Origin of the sequence: Clostridium sp. CM74B_53 (genome assembly GCF_036318045.1) — a bacterium.
Lineage (GTDB): Bacteria > Bacillota > Clostridia > Lachnospirales > Lachnospiraceae > Pilosibacter.
This window is the reverse complement of the sequence record NZ_JAWQDE010000013.1, coordinates 1-22,688: the sequence shown is the minus strand read 5'-3', so window position 1 is coordinate 22,688 and position 22,688 is coordinate 1. Positions and strand designations below refer to the sequence as shown.

19 protein-coding genes and 1 tRNA gene are annotated in these 22,688 nt (G+C 47.6%); 11 read left to right on the top strand and 9 right to left on the bottom strand.

The annotated features are described in order from the left end of the window. Nucleotides 1–455: 455 nt before the first annotated feature. Nucleotides 456–1,406, top strand: a complete 951-nt coding sequence (locus V2546_RS11375) for an alpha/beta fold hydrolase (RefSeq protein WP_215702790.1) — start codon at nt 456–458, stop codon at nt 1,404–1,406. Between the two features lie 116 nt (nt 1,407–1,522). Here V2546_RS11375 and rsmG read toward each other — a convergent pair whose 3' ends face one another. From rsmG to V2546_RS11330, 9 genes are all read right to left on the bottom strand, one after another. Further along, nucleotides 1,523–2,269: a 16S rRNA (guanine(527)-N(7))-methyltransferase RsmG gene (gene rsmG / locus V2546_RS11370; protein WP_215702789.1), complete on the bottom strand. Its 747-nt coding sequence runs from the start codon at nt 2,267–2,269 to the stop codon at nt 1,523–1,525. Between the two features lie 4 nt (nt 2,270–2,273). Beyond that, a complete protein-coding gene (gene mnmG / locus V2546_RS11365; RefSeq protein ID WP_118728622.1) occupies nt 2,274–4,229 on the bottom strand; it encodes a tRNA uridine-5-carboxymethylaminomethyl(34) synthesis enzyme MnmG in 1,956 nt (651 codons plus the stop codon). 15 nt (nt 4,230–4,244) lie between these two features. Further along, entirely contained in the window at nt 4,245–5,621 is a 1,377-nt protein-coding gene (gene mnmE, locus V2546_RS11360; RefSeq protein WP_329752365.1) for a tRNA uridine-5-carboxymethylaminomethyl(34) synthesis GTPase MnmE, read from the bottom strand. A gap of 216 nt (nt 5,622–5,837) precedes the next feature. Beyond that, nucleotides 5,838–6,548: an RNA-binding cell elongation regulator Jag/EloR gene (gene jag / locus V2546_RS11355; protein WP_329752364.1), complete on the bottom strand. Its 711-nt coding sequence runs from the start codon at nt 6,546–6,548 to the stop codon at nt 5,838–5,840. Nucleotides 6,549–6,563: 15 nt separating this feature from the next. Further along, on the bottom strand, nt 6,564–7,814 hold the full coding sequence (locus V2546_RS11350; protein WP_118533373.1) for a YidC/Oxa1 family membrane protein insertase: 1,251 nt from the start codon (nt 7,812–7,814) through the stop codon (nt 6,564–6,566). 20 nt (nt 7,815–7,834) lie between these two features. Continuing rightward, on the bottom strand, nt 7,835–8,044 hold the full coding sequence (gene yidD, locus V2546_RS11345) for a membrane protein insertion efficiency factor YidD (RefSeq protein WP_118297692.1): 210 nt from the start codon (nt 8,042–8,044) through the stop codon (nt 7,835–7,837). 7 nt (nt 8,045–8,051) lie between these two features. Then, nucleotides 8,052–8,396, bottom strand: coding sequence for a ribonuclease P protein component (rnpA, locus tag V2546_RS11340; RefSeq protein ID WP_118297693.1), 345 nt, complete (start codon nt 8,394–8,396; stop codon nt 8,052–8,054). A 72-nt stretch (nt 8,397–8,468) separates the two neighbouring features. Continuing rightward, the gene (gene rpmH / locus V2546_RS11335; protein WP_015552758.1) at nt 8,469–8,603 is read right to left on the bottom strand and encodes a 50S ribosomal protein L34; all 135 of its coding nucleotides are present in this window, start codon (nt 8,601–8,603) and stop codon (nt 8,469–8,471) included. A 381-nt stretch (nt 8,604–8,984) separates the two neighbouring features. Continuing rightward, nucleotides 8,985–9,623 (bottom strand): ECF transporter S component, encoded by a 639-nt coding sequence (locus V2546_RS11330; protein ID WP_118533375.1) that lies wholly within the window; start codon nt 9,621–9,623, stop codon nt 8,985–8,987. Between the two features lie 529 nt (nt 9,624–10,152). On the opposite strand from V2546_RS11330, the gene dnaA reads away from it, so the two are divergent. The 10 genes from dnaA (at nt 10,153) to V2546_RS11280 (ending at nt 22,381) form a co-directional block, all read left to right on the top strand. Further along, entirely contained in the window at nt 10,153–11,517 is a 1,365-nt protein-coding gene (gene dnaA / locus V2546_RS11325) for a chromosomal replication initiator protein DnaA (RefSeq protein ID WP_118297695.1), read from the top strand. A 305-nt stretch (nt 11,518–11,822) separates the two neighbouring features. Next, entirely contained in the window at nt 11,823–12,941 is a 1,119-nt protein-coding gene (dnaN, locus tag V2546_RS11320; protein WP_118297696.1) for a DNA polymerase III subunit beta, read from the top strand. An 85-nt stretch (nt 12,942–13,026) separates the two neighbouring features. Beyond that, nucleotides 13,027–13,236 (top strand): RNA-binding S4 domain-containing protein, encoded by a 210-nt coding sequence (locus V2546_RS11315; protein ID WP_118297697.1) that lies wholly within the window; start codon nt 13,027–13,029, stop codon nt 13,234–13,236. A gap of 10 nt (nt 13,237–13,246) precedes the next feature. Next, nucleotides 13,247–14,332, top strand: coding sequence for a DNA replication/repair protein RecF (gene recF, locus V2546_RS11310; protein ID WP_329752363.1), 1,086 nt, complete (start codon nt 13,247–13,249; stop codon nt 14,330–14,332). Nucleotides 14,333–14,344: 12 nt separating this feature from the next. Continuing rightward, on the top strand, nt 14,345–16,255 hold the full coding sequence (gene gyrB / locus V2546_RS11305) for a DNA topoisomerase (ATP-hydrolyzing) subunit B (RefSeq protein ID WP_118322277.1): 1,911 nt from the start codon (nt 14,345–14,347) through the stop codon (nt 16,253–16,255). 104 nt (nt 16,256–16,359) lie between these two features. Further along, nucleotides 16,360–18,879, top strand: a complete 2,520-nt coding sequence (gyrA, locus tag V2546_RS11300) for a DNA gyrase subunit A (protein ID WP_118533379.1) — start codon at nt 16,360–16,362, stop codon at nt 18,877–18,879. A gap of 154 nt (nt 18,880–19,033) precedes the next feature. After that, nucleotides 19,034–20,494: a M20 family metallopeptidase gene (locus V2546_RS11295; protein WP_329752362.1), complete on the top strand. Its 1,461-nt coding sequence runs from the start codon at nt 19,034–19,036 to the stop codon at nt 20,492–20,494. An 18-nt stretch (nt 20,495–20,512) separates the two neighbouring features. Then, entirely contained in the window at nt 20,513–21,355 is an 843-nt protein-coding gene (locus V2546_RS11290) for a fumarate hydratase (RefSeq protein WP_118533381.1), read from the top strand. A 20-nt stretch (nt 21,356–21,375) separates the two neighbouring features. Continuing rightward, the gene (locus V2546_RS11285; RefSeq protein ID WP_118322280.1) at nt 21,376–21,924 is read left to right on the top strand and encodes a Fe-S-containing hydro-lyase; all 549 of its coding nucleotides are present in this window, start codon (nt 21,376–21,378) and stop codon (nt 21,922–21,924) included. Between the two features lie 369 nt (nt 21,925–22,293). Then, a tRNA-Ser gene (locus V2546_RS11280) sits at nt 22,294–22,381 on the top strand. Nucleotides 22,382–22,688: the final 307 nt, after the last annotated feature.

Here is a 22,688-nt window from a genome sequence, read left to right as displayed (position 1 = left end):
ACATGGAACATTATATTTCGCTCTCAACTCGTTTTTTATTAAAATGTTTCATGTGAAACAATCTGCTCTTCCGATTTTTTCGCTCTGATGTTTCACGTGGAACATCGCCATTTTCTTTCCATGTATTTCCCATCAAGCACAACTTTTTTCCCTCATTTCGATATTCCTCTGTGAACTACATCGGCAATTGAATAACCGAGGATTCCCGCTTGTTATCCTAAGTCCAATATATCACCAATCTTCCTACTACCGCCTTTTAATCTGAAATCTTTCTCTCAGACAACTGCCAATTTTCTTCAGAAACATTTCATACTTTCGCCTGTTGTATCTCCCCACCAATTATATTATAATATACCCATGGAACAGCCCGGGAAAGCGGTATGAATTCACTGCTCTTCTCTCGCAAAAGTTCCTGTTTCTATTCGATATTCCATCATCCAATTTCGAGGTGAACTATGAAAGTAAAAAACAGAATCATCACTGCTGTTCTTCTCTCTGCCGGTGCGGCTGTCGGAACAGCGCTGATCAACAAATACATCAAGATGTCCGCGGTTTCAAGAAATCTTCTGGCTCAGCCGGAGCCACGCTGCTATCGCTGGAGACTTGGCAATATTTACTATACAAAGACTGGAACAGGAAAACCACTTCTTCTCGTTCATGATCTGACTCATGCATCCAGCGGCTGTGAATGGGATTCTTTGATCCCGCTTTTAAAAGAACATTACACCATTTACACGATCGACCTTTTAGGCTGTGGCCGTTCCGAAAAACCGAACCTGACTTATACAAACTTCCTCTATGTGCAGTTGTTAAACGATTTCGTGAAGTCTGAGATCGGTCGCCGCACAAATATTGTCGCTACCGGTGCCTCCGCTCCGATCGCAACAATGGCCTGCGGATACAATCCGGATCTCTTTGAGCAGATGATGTTCATCAATCCGGACTCACTCCTCTCCTGCTGCCATATACCGGGAAAATCTGCAAAATGTTACAAGTTGATCCTCGATCTCCCGATCGTCGGAACTCTGCTCTACAATTTTGCATCTGCGAGAAGTATCATCTCCAAAACATTCTCCGAGAACTACTTCTACAATCCGTACGATGTAAATCCGCACAACCTCGACAAATATTATGAGTCCGCCCATCTTGGCGACTCTCCGAAGTCTGTCTACGCCAGCGTCCAGTGTAATTACACGAAATGTAACATCACAAAAACTCTGGAAAAGATCGACAACAGCATCTATATTCTCGGCGGTGAAGCGGAGCCGGATATCGATCTGATCACAAAAGAATATACGAAGTGCAACCCAGCGATCGAGTCCAGCACGATTGCCAACACAAAACATCTTCCGCAGATTGAAAAGCCAGAGGAGGTCAGCTCGATCATTCAGATGTTTTTCAACTGATGACATTTATCAAAAATATCCCAAATGTTTCACGTGAAACATTCCTGCCCATAAATAAAAACAAAGCGCCGGTCCTGTGTAAATCAGGATCAGCGCTTGTTTTTTATCAATAATCGTTACTTCAACGGTTCCTTCCCCGGAAGTCCCGCCTTTCTCGGATATTTCTTTGCAGTGACTGCCATCTTCTTGACCGGGACAAAGGTGCGTTCCACATCTGTCTCCGGAAGAACTTTTACGATCACTTCTTTCAGTTCTCCGCCGAGTTTTTTTACCGCAGATTTCGCCTGTTCGATCTCCTCGTCAGCTTTCCCCGATTTATACGGAATAAAATAGCCGCCTTTTTTCACGAACGGAATGCAGTATTCGGAAAGTGTGGACATATTCGCAACCGCGCGGGATACGCAGAGATCAAACTGTTCCCTGTATTTCGGGTCGCGGCCGTAATCCTCGGCGCGGCCGTGGACTGCTGTGATATCAGTAAGTCCCAGTGCCTCGATCACTTCATTTAAGAATCCGACTCTCTTATTTAAGGAATCCAAGAGTGTGATCTTAAGGCCAGGAAATGCGATCTTTAACGGGATTCCCGGAAATCCCGCTCCGGTTCCCACATCGATACAGCTGTATTTCGATGACGCATCCAGTTTTAATCCAAGCTCAGGTGCAGCAAGAACAAGGAGCAGACTGTCCACGAAATGCTTTGTGATCACATCTGAAAGCTCCGTGATCGCCGTGAGATTCATCACTTTATTCTTCTCGATCAGCATCTCATAATACTTGAAAAACTGCTCTTTCTGCTGATCCGAAAGCGTCACTCCGAGATCCACGCAGCCCTGATCCAATAATTTTACAAATTCATCTGTCATGTTATTACTTTCTCCCCATCTGCTCCAGATGTACCATCAGCACGGAAATATCAGCCGGAGACACACCGGAAATTCTGGACGCCTGGCCGATATTCTCAGGTTTGTAGAGATTCAGTTTCTGGACTGCCTCTCTTCGAAGGCTGTTCACCGTCGTATAGTCGAGATCCGCCGGGATTTTTCTTCCTTCCAGCTTCTTGAACTGAGCTACCTGCTGCTTCTGTCTGCGGATATATCCGTCATATTTCAGATTTATATCAACTTGTTCCCGCACATCAGCCGGAAGTTCCGGTCTCTTCTCGTCGAGTTCCGCCAGCATCTCATAATTCAGTTCCGGTCTCTTAATGAGTTCTGCGAGTGTGCTTCCGGATTTTAATGTTGTACTTCCATGTGCCTCAAGGAACTTCTGAACTTTCTCGTTCGCTCCGATCGTCGCCTTTTCCAGACGGGCGATCTCCTCCTCGATGGCTTTTTCTTTCCATACCACGTATTCATACTGCTCATCCGACACAAGGCCGATCTCATGTCCGATCCCACGAAGTCTGAGGTCCGCATTGTCCTGGCGAAGGAGCAGACGATATTCTGCTCTCGATGTCATCATACGGTACGGCTCATGGTTCTCTTTCGTGACAAGATCATCGATCAGAACCCCGATATACGCCTGGGAACGGTCAAGGACCACTGCACTCTTCTCCTGCAGCTTTCTCGCCGCGTTGACGCCGGCCATGAAGCCCTGAACGGCAGCTTCCTCGTATCCGGAGCTTCCGTTAAACTGGCCGCCGGAGAATAATCCATCGATATTTTTAAATTCGAGAGACGCTTTTAACTGTCTCGGGTTGATGCAATCATACTCAATTGCATATGCATTTCGAACAATTTTGACATTTTCAAGCCCCGGAACAGTCCGGTACATCGCATACTGGACATCCTCCGGAAGAGAACTCGACATTCCGCCGAGATACATCTCGTTCGTGTAGAGTCCCTCCGGCTCTACGAACACCTGATGGCGCTCCTTATCCGGGAATTTTACAACCTTATCCTCGATCGACGGGCAGTATCTCGGTCCCGTTCCTTCGATCGCACCGGAGAATAACGGCGAACGGTCCAGGTTGTTCCGGATGATCTCATGAGTCTTCTCATTTGTGTAGGTCAGCCAGCAGGAAATCTGGTCTTTCTGCACCGACTCCGGATCCGTGGAGAAGGAGAACGGAACGACGCGCTTGTCTCCGAACTGCTCTTCCATCTTCGAAAAATCGATACTTCTCTTATCTGCTCTCGCCGGAGTTCCTGTCTTAAAGCGGTACATCTCGATCCCGTTTGCCTTTAAGGAGTCTGTCAGATGGTTGGCCGCCTGCAGACCGTTCGGTCCTGTCGGATTGCTGACATCCCCGTAGATGCATCTCGCGCGGAGATATACGCCGGTTGCAAGAACGACCGCGCGGCACTTATAGATCGCGCCGGAATACGTTTTCACGCCGATGATCCTCTTTTTCACCGGATAGCTGCTCTCCTGCTGCCCGTTTTCTCCGTGTTCCTCTTTAAAGGTCCCGTATTCTCCCGGGATCTCCTCCGTCAGGATCTCAGCCACCTCGGCCTGGCGGATCGTCAGGTGGTCCGTGTTTTCAAGGACGCGGCGCATGGATCTCGTATACTCCTGCTTATCCGCCTGGGCGCGCAGGGAATGGACCGCCGGCCCCTTTGACTCGTTTAACATCTTTGACTGGATAAATGTTTTATCGATATTTTTTCCCATCTCTCCGCCGAGGGCATCCAGCTCACGGACAAGATGTCCCTTGGAACTTCCTCCGACGTTCGGGTTGCACGGCATCAGAGCGATGCTGTCCACGCTGACCGTGAACATGATCGTCTCAAATCCAAGTCTCGCTGCCGCAAGTGCCGCCTCGCATCCCGCATGGCCCGCACCGACAACTACAATATCATATGTCTCCTCTACTACCGGCATTTTATTTCCTCTTTTCTATTTTCCCATACAGAATTTGCTGAAGATCTCGTTCACCAGATCATCCTCCACGGATTCCCCGACGATGAGTCCCAGCTTCTCATACGCATCCATCAGATCGATCGAATAGAAATCCTCCGGCATGCCGTTCTCAATACTTTTCTCAACCATGGACATGCTATCAAAAGCATCCTTTAGAGCCCTCACATGGCGTACATTCGTGATCATGACCTGGTCGTTGAAGTCGATCTCACCTTCATAGAATAAAGCCTTTATCTCCTCTTCCAGAAGGTCAATTCCGGTCTCCTCCTTTGCGGAGATCCCGATCACCTTATGTCCCGACCGCTCTTCCACTTCTTTCGCGGACACGACCGGTTCCAGGTCGCTCTTATTTAAGAGGACAACGGCTTTCCGGTCATTTATGAAGTCCATGATCTGATAATCATTCTCATCCAGCTCTCTCGATCCATCCACGACGTAGATGATCAGATCGGCCTTCTTTGCCTCTTCCATCGCGCGGGAGACACCGATCTTTTCGACCACATCCTCCGTGTCCCGGATCCCGGCCGTATCCACAACATTTAAGCTGATCCCCTGAAGGTAGATATGTTCCTCCAGAATATCTCTCGTGGTTCCTGCCACATCCGTCACGATCGCGCGGTCCTCACCGACTAAAACGTTCATCAGCGACGATTTTCCGGCATTCGGCTTCCCCAGGATAACCGTCTTCACGCCCTCTGAGACCACACGTCCGTTTGAGGAGGAGCGGATCAGTTTTTCCAGTTTTTTCTTCACGGAAAGGACCACGCCGAGGAGCTTCTCCCCGTATCCGTCCAGGGAAATATGCTCCGGGTCATCGAGCGCCGATTCGATAAAGGCGATCTCGTAGATGATCTGATCCCGGATCTCATGGATCTCCTTCGACACGCTTCCGCGAAGCTGGCTGACAGACGACTGCAGCGCATATTCATTTTTCGCGTTGATCACGTCGATGACGGCCTCCGCCTGTGAGAGATCGATCCTGCCGTTCAAGAAGGCGCGTTTTGTAAATTCTCCCGGCTCGGCAAGTCTCGCTCCCGCCTTTAAGACTGTCTCCAGGATCCGTCTTGTGACGAGCATTCCGCCATGACAGTCGATCTCAACGGTATCTTCCGCCGTATAGCTTCTCGGTCCTCTCATGAGCATCAGAAGGACCTCATCGATCGTCTCATCTCCATCATAAACATATCCGTAATGAATCGTGTGACTCGCAGCTTCCGAGAGCTTCTTCTTTCCCGGGGCGCGGAACACTTTTTCCGCAATTTCCACCGCATTCTCACCGCTGATCCGCACGATCCCGATCCCGGAATTTCCCATCGCCGTCGCGATCGCTGCAATCGTATCTGTATATTCCATAATCTCCATCCTGATATTCCTGCTGCCTGTTTCATATTCCAGACAGACAGCATCGCAATTTTTCCTGTTCCGCACATTTTGGAAGCAGAACTTCTATCATCTGATCCTGCCGCAATTCGGTTTCCAAAATGCACGGGAATTCACACAATTTGTCACCCTATCATAGCACAAAGGGGCTGCCATAGGCAACCCCTCTTTCATTCCGATATGCTTGTTTTATTCCTGCTCACGACGAGTATTTTCGTAAGCGGATGTTCTCTCGCGTCTCTCGTATCTCGGTCTTCTCTCCCTGCGCTCTTCCTTCTTTAATGCGATCACAACATGACGGAACGGATCCTCACCTTCGCTCTTTGTGAATACGTATTTATCGTTCTGAAGTGCAGAGTGAATGATCCGTCTTTCGTACGGGTTCATCGGCTCTAAGGAAACCGGACGTCTTGTCCGTTTTACTTTGTAAGCAATATTCTTTGCGAGAGTCTCCAGTGTTTCTTTTCTTCTCTCTCTGTAATTTTCGGTATCCAGCTTGACTCTTAAGTAGTCCTCAGATTCCTTATTTACAACAAGGCTTACAATATACTGAAGGGAATCGAGTGTCTGTCCTCTCTTGCCGATGAGAAGTCCCATCTCCTCGCCGGTCAGGTTGACATCCATCTCCTTTTCCTCTTCATTCATTTTCACTTCCACATCAACGGCAAGGCCCATTGCGTCGAAAACGGAATTCAGGAAATCTACGGCCTTATCGTCAACGGTCTCGATCTTCTTCGCGCGGATCACTGCCGGCTTGGAACCAAAGAGTCCGCCAAGAACTCCGGCACTTCCTTTTTCAACGACCTCATACTGAATCCGATCACTGCTCACACCGAGCTGCAGGGATGCCTGTGTGATTGCATCTTCCACAGTTTTCGCAGTCACTGTAATCATTTCCATAACAGAACCCCCTTATTATTTTCGCTTGTCATGTGCCTCATTGTACTTCTGGACCATCGCTGCTTTGGAAGCGAGACTTCCCGGTTTCGCGTTGGTGTTGTAGTACTTGCTGGACTCCTCGATCTGTTTCGCGATCTTTTCCTTCTTAACTTCCTCAGCTACTTTCTCTTTCTCCTCCTCAGCCTTGATCGCCTTTAAGGATGCTGTAGCGTTCTGAGTTACCTTAGCCGGCGGAAGTCCCTGTTTTGCACGTTTCTTATTTACCTTTTCCAGGTTCTTTGCGATCATATCGTCGATATTTACTTTATCCATGTACGCGTTGACGATGAGCTGCTGGATAATTGTAACAACGCTGGTCGCGATCCAGTAGATGCCAAGACCTGCCGGCATCGTGATACAGATGAACGCGGAGAATAACGGCATTGTCGTTGTCATAGTCTTCATGGACTGGGCCATCGGATTCTCTGCATCTGCGGATGTGGACGGCTGATTTCCGCTCATGAGCTTTGTGCTGAACCACTGGGACACTGCCGCAAGAACCGGGATGATCCATGCGAAGGACGGTACCCAGCCCGGCGCCTCTGCCATATTTAAACCGAGGAACGTGTTCATTCTCTCGACAACAGCAGCATTCTGGCCGATCACATCAGAGATTGCCGGGAACAGTGCCTGAAGCTCTCCCCACTGGGATGTGGAGAATTTATAGAGCATGTCTACAAGACGGTTTGCATTTGTGAAATCAAACTTGTCTAATTTTCCGCCGCAGGCGGTTGCGATATTTGTGATTTCCTGTAACTTCTGAGCATAGTCAGCCTGTCCCATCAACGGAGTGACAACGTTGTCGAAATAAACGCGGACAGACGGAACGTATGCCGGAATATTGTAGATGACACGGTACAGTGCAAGAAGGATCGGCATCTGGATCAGCAGCGGAAGGCATCCGCCTGTCATGCTTGTGCCGTACTTCTCGTAAACAGCCTGGATCTCCACGTTCTGACGCTGCATGGACTCCTGATCCGACTTTCCTTTATACTTCTTCTGGATCGCCTGGATCTCCGGATTCATGACAGACATGAGTTTTGTGGTTTTCTGCTGTTTGATCGTCAGCGGTATCATCAGTGTTTTCATTACGATCGTAAACAGAATGATGCACAGACCTACATTAAACACGCCGAAGCTGCTTGTAAATCTGAAGAGGATGTCCATGACATAGCCAAGGACAGTCGCGATCGGTCCCAGAATGGAACCAGCCTTCGTCAAAACCATATCTTACCTCCTGGGGTTTTCTACGGGACTGGATCATAACCGCCTTTTGCAAACGGGTGACATCGCAGAATCCGCCTGCAAGCAAGATAAGTACCTTTTATAGCGCCGTATTTCTTGATCGCTTCCATGGCGTACTGGGAGCAGGTCGGCGTATAAATACAGTGAGGGCCGATACAGGGAGAGATAAACTTCCTGTAAATCTTGATCAGACCAATCAGTACCCATTTCATAAACCACTCACTTCGATTCTTTTAAAATGTTATGAAGCCCGCATAAGTGCAGAAATGCACTCTCAATCTTGTCGAAATTTTTGTCTTTTGCCGCGACCCGCGCGACAACGATGATGTCTTTGCCGTCTTCTAATATGTCCTTATTTAACCGGAAACTTTCACGGACAAGTCTCGCGAACCGATGTCTCACGACGCTGTTTCCAACCTTTTTGCTGGCGGAAATGCCGATCCTCGTGTCCTCCCGTCCCGAATCCATCACGTACATGACCAGATATTTGTTTGCGTAGGACTTTCCACCGCGGTAAACCGTCTGGAAGTCCTGATTTTTCTTTAACGAATTGAACCTTTTCATTCAATACCTCTCTGAATAACAAAAAAGAGTATCCAAAAGTTTTCCTAAACTTCCGGATACTCTCTTGGTTCATTAAGCAGATAATCTAGCTCTACCTTTTGCTCTTCTGGCAGCTAAAACTTTTCTGCCACCTGCTGTTGCCATTCTCGCTCTGAAACCATGAACTCTTTTTCTCTGAGTGTTCTTCGGCTGAAATGTCATCTTCATAAACCCGGCACCTCCTCTTACTATAAATTCAAGTACCTTCTCATGTACATATAAACTAAGACATATTGAAGCATCGTATCGATTATATAAAAATTGCCGTCCTTCGTCAAGACCAAATTTCAAAAAAATCCTTAAATCATGGGGATTTCCGACTCATATCTTTGTAATTTTTTCGCCTGTTATCCACATTCCGGCTTTCCGGAGAGTCCTCATACAAACGCCCGTCTTTCTCTCTCCGTCATCCAAAAAGGGGGACAGCTTTTCGCCATCCCCCATAAAATGTATGTTTCGATTTTATGTCACTATATTTAGTATCTCTTCATTATTATATAGAAGCTGCAGCTCTCTATTTGCTGCGATGCACACTCTTCCGGCTCACGATCAGCCGTTGTTTTTCATGATCTTAAACAGGACCTTCGTGATCGCTGTTGTAAGAATACCGGCAACGATCGCCTCCGGAACTCCAAATCCGAGGATGATCCCGAGGATCACATCGTAGATGTGCTCGACTGCTTTGTTGGACGCTGCGGCATAGCTCTGTCCGAAGAAGATGTAGATTCCATTCATGACAAGCAGTGTGTTTGTCATACCTCCTGCAATACCAGCCACCCAGAGGGCAACGGTCTGGCTGCCTTTGATCCCGTGAGCGACCTTCATGATCAGCTTATATACATAATAAGCAACGATGCCGATGCATACACGCGGCACGATCGCGATCACGGCGCTCCACATGTTTCCGCTGTATCCGCCGATCGTAACGAACGGACTGAATACGAAGGAGGTCACACCAGGGGTAATGGTCGCTTTTACGAGGCTGGTCACACCAAATACCAGTCCTAAGTAAGCGCCGTACTTCGGTCCGAGAATGATCGCTCCGATGATGACCGGGACGTGAATGATCGTCGCATTCATAAAGCCTAACGGGATGTAACCGAGAAACGGTACGACCGACATGGCGATGATGATCGCGGTAAAGATCCCGGCGAGGGACATGTCCAGAACTTTCTTTTCAATTTTCATTTTTCAATTCCTCCTGCTACTGTTCTCTTGCGAGATACAATGCAATATAGTCACGACTTGCATTATACCGTGTCATCGTCTCAGAGTCAAACTGTTTTCCTGCATTTTCCAATTTTTCCATTTTACAGATTTCTTCTCCCGGTATTCCGTGCCCTGCATTTTTTCTTCCTATACACAAAAGAAATTTTTCTCAGCATCTCTCCTGCTGCCCGCCTGATTTCAGCCTCTCTGCCCGACCTGTCCATCCTTCGCGGACACAACCTGTTGTATTTTTCGTGTCCGTTCCTGGCGTACATCTTGTTATGTGGGTATTCACATGTTTTCCACCCGCAATTATCAACTTATCCCCAAATCGTGGATAAGTTGTGGATAACTTATTGGAAAAGTTGTGGATTTTCACATTTGACATTGAAAATTATCCTCTTTTACGTTAGAATAAGATTAGATTGGGTTTATGTGCTTTTGTGGACAGGTCCCCACCTTTTCCACAGCTATGCACATCGTTATACACATGTTTAGGAGTATGAATATGCTGGAAGAAATCAAAGCTAAATGGGACGAAATCCTTTTAAATATCAAAGAAGAACACGATATTTCAGAGGTGTCCTACCGCACATGGCTGCTGCCGCTGATCCCGGATTCTGTGGATAAAGATATCCTCACGATCCTGGTGCCGGATTCTGCCTTCATCAGCTATGTGAAAAAGAAATATGAATTCCTGTTGACAATTACGATCGAGGAGATCACAGGTTTTCAGTGTAAACTGGATTTCAAACTGAAATCTGACGTGAAGGAACCGGAAAAAGAGAATCGTCTGATCAACGTGAACAATAATACGGTCAGTCAGCTTGCTCTTCAGAACGCAAACTTAAATCCGCGCTACACATTTGATACCTTCGTAGTCGGAAAAAACAACAATCTTGCCCATGCTGCATCCCTGGCTGTTGCGGAATCTCCGGGCGAGATCTATAACCCGTTATTTATTTATGGAGGCGTGGGACTCGGAAAAACACACTTAATGCATTCCGTTGCCCATTTCATCTTAAAAAATAACCCGAGCGCAAAGATCCTGTACGTGACTTCCGAAAAATTTACGAACGAACTGATCGACGCGATCCGTAACAAAAACAATGTTTCCACCACGGAATTCCGTGAAAAATACAGAAATAATGATGTTCTTCTGATCGATGATATCCAGTTCATCATCGGCAAAGAAAGTACCCAGGAAGAATTTTTCCATACATTCAATGCCCTCTATGAGGCAAAAAAGCAGATCATTATTTCTTCCGACCGTCCTCCGAGAGAAATCGAAACACTCGAAGACCGTCTTCGTTCCCGTTTCGAATGGGGACTTACCGTAGATATCCAGCCGCCGGACTATGAGACCCGGATGGCGATCCTTCGGAAAAAAGAAGAACTGGAAGGATACAACATTGACAACGAGATCATCAAATATATCGCTACCAATGTAAAATCCAACATCCGTGAACTGGAAGGTGCGCTCACAAAGATCGTCGCTTCCAGCAAATTAAATAATAAGGAGATCAATCTTGAGCTTGCCGAGGAAGCATTGAAAGATCTGATCTCTCCGAATGCAGCCCGTGAAGTGACGCCGCAGCTCATTATTAATGTAGTTTCTGAGCATTTCGGCATCACTCCTCTCGATCTCATCGGTCAGAAACGAAGCAAGGAACTCGTATTTCCTCGCCAGATCGTCATGTATCTGTGCGGTGATATGACAAATGAGTCTCTCCAGAATATCGGAAAAGCTCTCGGCGGTCGTGATCACACGACGATCATTCATGGAACGAAAAAGATCGCCAGTGAATTAAAGACTGATGAGAATTTAAAGAATACGATCGATATTTTAAAGAAAAAGATCAACCCGCAGTAGGCGTGTGAACTGTAACTTTGAATGCGCAAAACAGCTTTGTGGATTTTTTCGTGGAAATCCCGTTGAAAATTTGTGGATAAAAATCGGATAATTTTTCCGGATTTTTGCTTGTGGAAAACTCTTCGGTTGTCCTTCCGGATTTTTTTAGTTACCCACAATGGTTTTCACAGCGTTTTTTTCAGTGTTTCACAGGGCTTTTTCCCCTTATTAACAAATTCACACCCCCTACTACTGTTAAGACGAATATCTTTTATATATTTCTTTATCTTATGAACGTTTCTCAAGAAAGGAAGTTATCAACAACTATGAAACTGACATTCCAGAAGACCGCTCTTTTAAACGGTATCAATATTGTTCTCAAGGCAGTTCCGTCAAAAACAACGATGCCGATCTTAGAGTGCATCCTGATTGATGCATCTACAGATGAGATCAAACTGACAGCTAACGATATGGAGCTCGGCATTGAGACAAAAGTTGAAGGTGATATCCTTGAAAAAGGTAAAATTGCACTGGATGCAAAGCTTTTTTCTGAAATTGCAAGAAAATTATCTGATTCAGATTCCCTTGTAACGATCGAATCTGACGAAAAATTCAATACTGTGATCGCCTGTGAGAACTCTGTATTCAAAATTCAGGGAAAAGATGGTGAGGAATTCTCCTATCTTCCGTATATTGAGAGAAATAAAAACATTACACTCTCCCAGTTTTCCTTAAAAGAAGTGATCCGCCAGACCATCTTCTCCATCTCTGTCAATGACAGCAACAAGATGATGACAGGTGAGCTTTTTGAGGTAAACGGCGATACATTAAGAGTTGTTTCTCTCGATGGTCATCGTATGGCAATTCGCAAAATTGTATTAAAAGATGAATATGAAAGCACAAAAGTCATCGTTCCGGGAAAAACTTTGAATGAAATCAGTAAAATTCTGACCGGAGACAACGAAAAAGAGGTCCAGATCTTCTTCGGAGCGAACCATATTCTCTTCGAATTTGATGATACGATCGTTGTTTCCCGCCTGATCGAGGGCGAATATTTCAAAGTAGATCAGATGCTTTCCAGTGATTATGCCACAAAAGTGACTCTGAATAAGAAAGATTTTCTCGACAGCATTGAGAGAGCCATCATTCTGATCCGCGAAAATGATAAAAAACCGATCATTTTGAACATCGAAGATTCAAAAATGAGCCTGAAATTAAATTCCAGTTTCGGTACGATGAATGCGGAGATCCTGATCCATAAGACAGGCCAGGATCTGATGATCGGATTCAACCCGAAATTCTTAAGTGATGCACTCCGCATCATCGATGATGAGGAAGTAACTCTCTATATGATGAACGCAAAATCTCCGTGTTTCATCAAAGATGAGGAAGAAAATTATATTTATCTGATCCTTCCGGTAAACTTTAACGCGGCTGCGATCTAAAAACAGATGAAATTTTCCCGAAATTCCGGAAAAATCCGGAGTTTCGGGCTGGTTTTTCAAAAAACCGGAATAAAAAAGGAGAAAAATGGAAAGTATTCACTTAAAAGATGAATTTATCAAGCTGGGACAGGCATTAAAACTTGCCGGTCTTGTTGGCTCCGGAGTGGACGCAAAGTTTGTGATCCAGGACGGACTTGTAAAAGTAAATGGGGAAGTTGAGACCCAGCGCGGCAAAAAACTTTACCCTGGAGATACTGTTTCCTATGACGGAAAGACATTTAAGGTAGAAAAGTAAGGATTTTTTCATGTTCATAGAATCCATCGAGCTGTCAGATTACAGAAATTACAGTCATTTACATATCGATTTTCATAAAGGAACGAACGTTCTTTATGGAGATAATGCCCAGGGAAAGACGAATATCCTGGAGGCAGTCTATGTGTGCAGCACAACAAAATCGCATCGGGGCAGCAAAGATAAAGAGATCATCAGGTTCGGTGCAGATGAATCCCATATCAAAATGATGGTCCGCCGGGATGGAATTCCCTACCGGATCGATATGCATCTGAAAAAAAATAAGGCAAAAGGGGTCGCAGTCAATGGCGTTCCGATCAAAAAGGCAAGCGAACTTTTCGGGATCGTCAATGTGATCTTCTTTTCACCGGAAGATCTGAATATCATCAAGAACGGACCTGCCGAGCGGAGACGCTTCGTCGACCTGGAACTTTGCCAGCTGAATAAGCTCTATGTCTACAATTTGGTACAGTATAACAAAACGGTTATACAACGAAATAAACTATTAAAAGACATAGACTACAATACGTCTTTAAAAGACACGCTCCCCATGTGGGACGAGCAGCTCTTAAAGTATGGTGCCGAATTAATAATTATGCGTTCCGAGTTTATAAAAGAGCTGAATCCCCTGATCGCCGGGATCCATGCCGGACTGTCCGGCGGAAAGGAAACACTTTCCATCGCCTATGAGCCGAATGTGACGGCGGAGAATTTCAGGGAACAGCTCGCAAAGAACCAGTTTCAGGAGATCAAACAGAGGCAGACCCTGACAGGACCGCACCGCGATGACCTGAATTTCATCGTGAACGGAACAGACATCAGACGTTTCGGCTCCCAGGGACAGCAGAGAACGGCAGCTCTTTCTTTAAAACTTGCGGAGATCGAGCTGGTGAAAAAGATCGTAAAGGATTACCCGGTGCTTTTACTGGATGATGTCCTTTCTGAACTTGACAGCAAGAGACAGGAACATTTACTTTCAGAAATTACCCACATCCAGACCCTGATCACCTGTACAGGGTTGGATGAGTTTGTAAACAGCAAATTCCGGATGGACAAGATTTTTAAGATTGTTGAAGGAACGGTAGAGAGCGAAGACTAAAGGAGGAACTTCATGAGCGCAGAATATAATGCAGATCAAATCCAGATTCTGGAGGGACTTGAGGCTGTAAGAAAAAGACCGGGAATGTACATTGGAAGTACGTCTTCGAGGGGACTTCACCATCTGGTATATGAGATCGTGGATAACGCAGTGGATGAGGCCCTGGCAGGATACTGCGACACCATTGATGTGCAGATCAACGCGGATAATTCGATCACGGTCATTGATGACGGACGTGGAATCCCGGTCGATATCCAGAAAAAAGCAGGACTGCCTGCAGTTGAAGTCGTATTTACGATCCTTCATGCCGGCGGTAAGTTCGGCGGCGGGGGATACAAGGTATCCGGCGGTCTGCACGGCGTAGGTGCATCCGTTGTAAACGCGCTGTCGGAGTGGCTTGAGGTTGAAGTCTACCACGGAGGAAAGATCTACAAGCAGCGCTATGAGCGCGGAAAAACGATGTATCCGTTAAAGATCGTTGGCGACTGTCCGGCTGACAAACACGGTACCAAGGTTTCCTTCCTCCCGGACAAGGAGATCTTTGAGGAGACGGTCTATGACTATGACACCTTAAAGATCCGTCTCCGCGAGACGGCATTCCTGACAAAGAACTTAAAGATCATTTTACGGGATGACCGCGAGGACAAGAAGGAAAAGGTATTCCACTATGAAGGCGGGATCAAGGAATTTGTCAGCTATTTAAACCGCAGCAATGTGCCGCTGTATGACACGGTCATCTACTGCGAGGGCAAGAAGGACAACGTGCTGGTGGAGGTTGCCATGCAGCACAACGATTCCTACACGGAGAATATCTACAGCTTTGTAAACAACATCAACACACCGGAGGGCGGAACCCACCTGACCGGTTTCAGAAATGCCCTGACCAAGACATTCAACGACTACGGAAGAAAGAACAAGCTTCTTAAGGACAGCGAGCCGGCTCTTACCGGTGAGGATATCCGTGAAGGTCTGACGGCCATCATCAGTGTCAAGATCGAGGAGCCGCAGTTTGAGGGACAGACGAAGCAGAAACTCGGAAACAGTGAGGCGAGAGGCGCTGTGGACAGCGTGGTATCGGAACAGCTCACCTACTTCCTTGAGCAGAATCCGTCCGTCGCAAAGACGATCATCGAGAAATCCGTTCTTGCCCAGCGTGCGCGCGCAGCGGCGAGAAAAGCGAGAGATTTAACGAGAAGAAAGACCGTTCTTGACGGTTTATCACTTCCGGGAAAACTTGCAGACTGCTCCAGCAAACACCCGGAGGAATGCGAGATCTACATCGTTGAGGGAGATTCCGCCGGCGGTTCCGCGAAGGACGCGAGAAATAAGAGCACCCAGGCGATCCTGCCGCTCCGCGGAAAGATCTTAAACGTGGAGAAGGCGAGACTCGACAGGATCTACGGAAATGCGGAGATCAAATCCATGATCACGGCGTTCGGTACCGGAATTCATGAGGATTTCGATATCTCGAAGCTCCGCTACCACAAGATCATCATCATGACTGATGCCGATGTGGACGGTGCCCATATCAGCACCCTGCTTTTAACCTTTATCTACCGGTTCATGCCGGAGCTCATCAAACAGGGCTACGTTTATCTGGCACAGCCGCCGCTCTATAAGATCGAGAAAAACAAGCGGGTATGGTATGCGTACAGCGATGAGGAGTTAAACAACATCTTAAAAGAGATCGGACGTGACCAGAACAACAAGATCCAGCGTTACAAAGGACTTGGTGAGATGGACGCGGAGCAGCTCTGGGAGACGACCATGGATCCGGAACACCGAATTCTTTTACGTGTGACCATGAACGAGGAGATGACATCGGAGATCGATCTCACCTTCACGACACTCATGGGAGATCAGGTAGAGCCGCGCCGTGAGTTCATCGAACAGAACGCGAAGTACGGAACTCTTGACATTTAATGCGGCAGCAGGGCGCTCCGGAAAGAGATAAAATCCTTCCGGAACGTCAGGCGGCGCAGTTTACGCAGGTTTAAGGCGCAGCGCAGGCTGCATTGGAGGAAAGAATGGAACCGAATATTTTTGACAAGATTCATGAAATAGACTTAAAGAAGACCATGGAAAAGTCGTACATCGACTATGCCATGAGCGTTATCGCGTCGCGAGCGCTCCCGGATGTCCGTGACGGCTTAAAACCGGTACAGAGACGTGTCCTCTACTCCATGGCGGAATTGAACAACGGTCCGGATAAGCCCCACAGAAAGAGCGCCCGTATCGTCGGCGATACCATGGGTAAATATCATCCGCACGGAGACAGCTCCATCTACGGAGCATTGGTAAACATGGCTCAGAAATGGTCCATGCGCTACATGCTCGTAGACGGACACGGAAACTTTGGTTCGATCGATGGCGACGGTGCCGCTGCCATGCGATACACCGAGGCGAGACTCAGCAAGATCTCCGTTGAGATGCTGGCGGACATCTATAAAGATACCGTTGACTTTATCCCGAACTTCGATGAGACCGAGAAAGAGCCGACCGTATTGCCGTCCAGATTCCCGAACCTTCTTGTAAACGGCGGAACCGGTATCGCAGTCGGAATGGCGACAAATATCCCGCCGCACAACCTTCGGGAAGTCATTGCGGCAGTAGTAAAGATCATCGACAACCAGGTGGAGGAAGGAAGACAGACCTCCCTGGAGGAGATCTTACAGATCATCAAGGGACCGGATTTCCCGACAGGAGCTGAGATCCTCGGAACAAGAGGAATCGAGGAGGCGTACCGGACCGGACGCGGAAAGATTAGAGTCCGCGCCGTGACAAATATCGAGACCGCACCGAACGGAAAGAGCCATATCATCGTCACAGAGCTTCCGTACCTTGTCAATAAGGCAAGACTGATCGAGAAGATGGCGGAGCTTGTAAAGACAAAGAAGATCGACGGCATCACCGGCATCACCGATGAATCCAACCGTGAGGGAATCCGCATCAACATCGAGCTTCGGAGAGATGTAAATGCGAATGTCCTCTTAAACCAGCTCTTAAAGCATACACAGCTGCAGGATTCCTTCGGCGTGATCATGCTGGCGCTGGTAAACAATGAGCCGAAGGTCCTGAACCTCCTTCAGATGCTGGAGTACTATCTGGACCACCAGAAGGACGTTGTGACCAGAAGAACGAAGTACGACTTAAATAAGGCGGAAGAGCGTGCCCATATCTTAGAGGGCTTATTAAAGGCTCTGGACCACATTGACGAAGTGATAAAGATCATCCGCGGTTCCGCGAATGTCGCTGAGGCGAAGCGGGAACTCATGGAGCGCTTTGAGCTCACGGACCCGCAGGCACAGGCGATCGTTGACATGCGTCTGCGTGCTCTCACAGGTCTGGAACGCGAGAAGCTTGAGAATGAATATAAAGAACTGGAGGCAAAGATCGCGGAATTGCGCGCAATCCTGGCTGATGAAAATAAATTATTAGGTGTGATCAAAAAAGAGATCCTTGTGATATCCGAGAAGTACGGGGATGACAGACGGACAAAGATCGGCTTCGACGATGATATGTCCGTGGAAGATCTGATCTCCGATGATGACACTGTTATTGCCATGACAAATCTCGGCTACATCAAGAGAATGTCCGTGGACAATTTCAAGAGCCAGAACCGCGGCGGCAAGGGGATCAAGGGAATGCAGACGATCGATGAGGACTTCATCGAGGATCTTCTCATGACCACGAACCATCACTACATCATGTTCTTTACGAACATGGGACGCTGCTACCGGATCAAGGCGTACGAGATCCCCGAGGCAGGCAGAACAGCCCGCGGAACGGCGATCGTAAACCTTTTACAGCTTCAGACAGGAGAAAAGGTCACAGCGGCGATCCCGATGCGTGAGATCGATGATGACAAGTACCTCTTCATGGCCACAAAGAACGGTATGGTAAAGAAGACCCCGATGCGCGAGTACAGCAACATGAGAAAGACGGGTCTCCAGGCGATCCTGCTCCGTGAAGGTGATGAGCTGATCGAGGTAAAAGTGACAGATAATACCGAGGATATCTTCCTCGCTACAAAATTCGGTATGTCCATCCGCTTCAAGGAAACGGATGCGAGAATTACCGGCCGTGTTTCCTATGGCGTGATCGGCATGAAGCTCGATGAGGGCGATGAAGTTGTCGGCATGCAGATGGCAAGCCAGGGCGAGTACATGCTCGTTGTATCGGAAAAGGGATACGGAAAGAGAACGGGAATCTCTGAATTTAAGCTGCAGCTGCGCGGCGGTAAGGGACTTCTCTGCTATAATGTGACAGAAAAGACAGGAAATCTTGTCGGAATGAAACTGCTCGACGATGGAAGAGACATCATGCTGATCACCAATGAAGGAATTCTGATCCGCATGGGTGTTGACGATATCTCCGTGATCGGCAGAAACACATCCGGCGTAAAACTGATGAGCATTGATGCCGACTCCAATGTCCGCGTTGCTTCCATCGCGAAAGTGCGTGAAAGCAGCCGCCAGGATGAGGAGGACGAAAATGTGGAAGATCCGGAATCTGAGGAAAATGAGGACGGAGAAATCACAGAGTGATCATGCTCATGAATAGAAAAAACGGTTGTGAGATCATTTCCCGGCCGTAAGCAGGATTTCTGACTCTGGAGTGATTGGATACAGGAATCTGGATATACCGGGTTCCTGTATTTTTTTAAACATTATTTAACAATGAACATAGGAGGATGCGGCGATGGGAATTACAAAAGCAGAGGCATTAAAAGCAGTTGACAGAGAGCGTGGACCGGTGTGTGAAGCCAGTGACAGGATCTGGGACCAGCCGGAGACTGCGTTCCAGGAATTCCATTCCACGGACGTATTGTGTGAACTTCTTGAAAAAGAAGGATTCAGGGTGGAGAGAAATCTTGCGGGGATCGCGACCGCGTTTTCCGGTACCTACGGATCAGGAAAGCCGGTAGTGGGCATTCTCGGTGAGTTTGACGCTCTGTCAGGCCTCAGCCAGGAGTCTGAGAGCCTGGAAAAGACCGCACTGGTCGATGGCGCACCGGGACATGGCTGCGGCCACAATCTTCTCGGAACAGGCTCTGTAGCGGCTGCAATCGCGGTAAAAGAGTATCTGGAGAAGAACGGGAAAGAGGGAACCGTGATCTTCTTTGGCTGTCCGGGCGAGGAAGGCGGATCCGGAAAGAGCTTTATGGCGAGAGACGGCGTGTTTGACAACCTGGATTTTGCGGTGACATGGCATCCGGGCGATAAAAATGTGGTTTCTGTCGGAAGTTCCCTTGCGAACTATCAGATCATCTACCGTTTCTACGGACAGGCATCCCATGCGGCGGCATGCCCGGAGCTTGGAAGAAGCGCACTTGACGCTGTGGAGCTTATGAACACAGGTGTGCAGTATTTAAGAGAGCATATCATCCAGGAAGCACGCATTCACTATGCGATCACCAACACAGGCGGATATTCTCCGAATGTCGTTCAGCCGTACAGTGAGGTCCTCTATCTGATCCGTGCGCCGAAGAACAGCCAGGTGAAGGAGATCTACGAGCGCGTCAACGATATCGCGAGAGGTGCGGCTCTCATGACGGGAACAAAAATGGAGCTCCAGTTCGTAAAAGCATGCTCAAATCTCGTGGACAACACGGTCATGGAGGAGATCATGCAGAAGAACCTGGAGGAGATCGAAAGAGAACCGTACACTGCTGAGGAGATCGAATTCGCGAGAAAGATCGGCGAGACGTTCGGCGGAAATCATGTGGACATCCAGGATGTTCTTGTAAGATATGAAAAATCGAGAAAAGCGGCTGTGGAACAGTTCCTGGCACCTCATGCGGATGATGTGCTCAACGACTTCATCGTTCCGCTTATGGATACGGAGGAGTGTTTAAAGGGATCTACAGACGTTGGTGACGTGAGCTGGGTATGCCCGACGGCGCAGATCAACGCTGTGACGGAGGCAGCAGGAACACCGGGCCATTCCTGGCAGATGGTTTCCCAAGGCAAATCTTCCATTGCACACAAAGGCATGCAGTTTGCCGGAAAGGTCATGGCGGGAACTGTCATTGACATGCTGGAAAAACCGGAGCTTATCGAAGAGGCGAAAAAAGAATTAAGAAGACGCGTCGGCGCGGAGGGATATATTCCGCCGATCCCGGAAGGAATCCGTCCGATGGCGATCAATCCAAAAAAGTAATAGGGAGGAAAATCGTCTATGAGGACCGTTCAGGCGAGTGAGATCACAAAAAATATCCGGGAAATGTGCATTGAGGCGAATCATTTCCTTTCGGATGACATGAAAAAAGTATTTGATGAGAGTGTAAAGCGGGAAGAATCCCCTCTTGGAAAGCAGATCTTAAACCAGCTTCAGGAGAATCTGGAGATTGCCGGGAGAGACATGATCCCGATCTGTCAGGATACGGGGATGGCCGTCGTTTTCATCAAAGTCGGCCAGGAAGTACATATTGAAGGGGGAAATCTGACGGATGCCATCGATGAAGGCGTCCGCCAGGGATACGTGGACGGATATCTGAGAAAATCCGTCGTTCGTGATCCGATCGACCGCGTGAATACAAAAGACAATACACCAGCGATCATTCATTATGAGATCGTCGATGGGGACCAGGTGGATATTACAGTGGCACCAAAAGGATTCGGAAGCGAAAATATGAGCCGTGTGTTCATGTTAAAGCCTGCGGACGGCATTGAGGGAGTAAAAGAGAAGATCCTGGAGGCTGTCCGCGATGCAGGACCGAATGCCTGTCCTCCGATGGTGGTGGGAGTCGGCATCGGCGGCACGTTTGAAAAGTGTGCCCTGATGGCGAAACATGCCCTGACGAGAAATCTGGAAGAAGAATCTCCGGTGGCCTATGTCCGTGACCTGGAAAAAGAGATGCTGGAGAAGATCAACGGTCTCGGGATCGGACCGGGAGGTCTTGGCGGCCGCGTGACTGCCATGGCCGTCAATATCGAGACATATCCGACGCATATTGCAGGACTTCCTTTGGCAGTGAATATCTGCTGTCATGTGAACAGGCATGCGCATCGCGTTATTTAATAAGAGGATCGGAGGAAACCATGGACAGACAGATCAGTGTACCAATTAAGAAAGAAGACGCATTGTCTCTCCGGGCCGGAGACTACGTGACTCTTACGGGAACCATTTACACGGCGAGAGATGCGGCACATAAAAGAATGCAGGAGGCTCTGGATGCGGGGGAAAGTCTTCCGATCGAGATGCAGGGAAATGTAATCTACTATATGGGACCATCCCCGGCAAGAGAGGGACGGCCGATCGGATCTGCAGGACCGACAACGGCAAGCCGTATGGATAAGTACGCACCGAAACTTTTAGATCTTGGTCTGGGCGCCATGATCGGAAAGGGAAAGAGAAGCCAGGCTGTGATCGACGCCATCGTAAGAAATGGTTCGGTCTATTTCGCAGCGATCGGCGGCGCAGGGGCTCTTTTATCCCAGCGCATCAAAAAATCCGAGGTAGTCGCCTATGATGATCTCGGGACCGAGGCAATCCGGAAACTGGAAGTGGAAGATTTCCCGGTGGTAGTCGTGATCGACTCCCAGGGCAATAATCTGTATGAGACTGCGATCAAAGAATATCAGAAATAATATGAAATAGCAGATGGATCAGAAGCTCAGAACTGCAGCATGATCCTGCAGAGGGGAATTTTCGGGTAGTTTTCCCGGAGATTGCTGTGTGCAGGATCAATTTCTGAGCTTCTTTCTGTTTGGAAGATGAATAAGCTTCAGGCTGCACTTACATAATATAGGAGTACAAGCCCATTCAGATCAGTTGTGCAGCTGCTGATCTGAGAATATTCTCTGCGAACACAGAACGCAGGAAAAACATGCAGTAAAAAATAATAAAAAAGATGGAAAAAAGTTGTTGACAAAAAGAAACAGAGCTTGTATAATAAATCCTGCGTCTGGCGAGTTCGCCCGACAAACTTAATAAATGATAATTAGCTACGGTAATAAGGAGAAATACTCAAGAGGCCGAAGAGGCGCCCCTGCTAAGGGTGTAGGTCGGGAAACCGGCGCGAGGGTTCAAATCCCTCTTTCTCCGTTCATCTGATTGAAAATCTTCAAAAAAGAATTTCAAAAAAAGATGAAAAAAGTTCTTGACAAACCGGAAACGGTATGATAGAATGAATGAGTTGCTGCTGAAGAACAGAGAGCAACAAAAACAAAGTTCCTTGAAAACTGAACAGTATGTAAAACCCTGAAAATTCTTATAAAATGGTCTTTTGGTTTAGACCATGAATGAGAACATTCAGAACAAAACCTAACAAAACAGTAGAACGGTTTAAAAATTAGCCAAGCTAAATTTTGAACCTGGATACAAACACTTTAACATGAGAGTTTGATCCTGG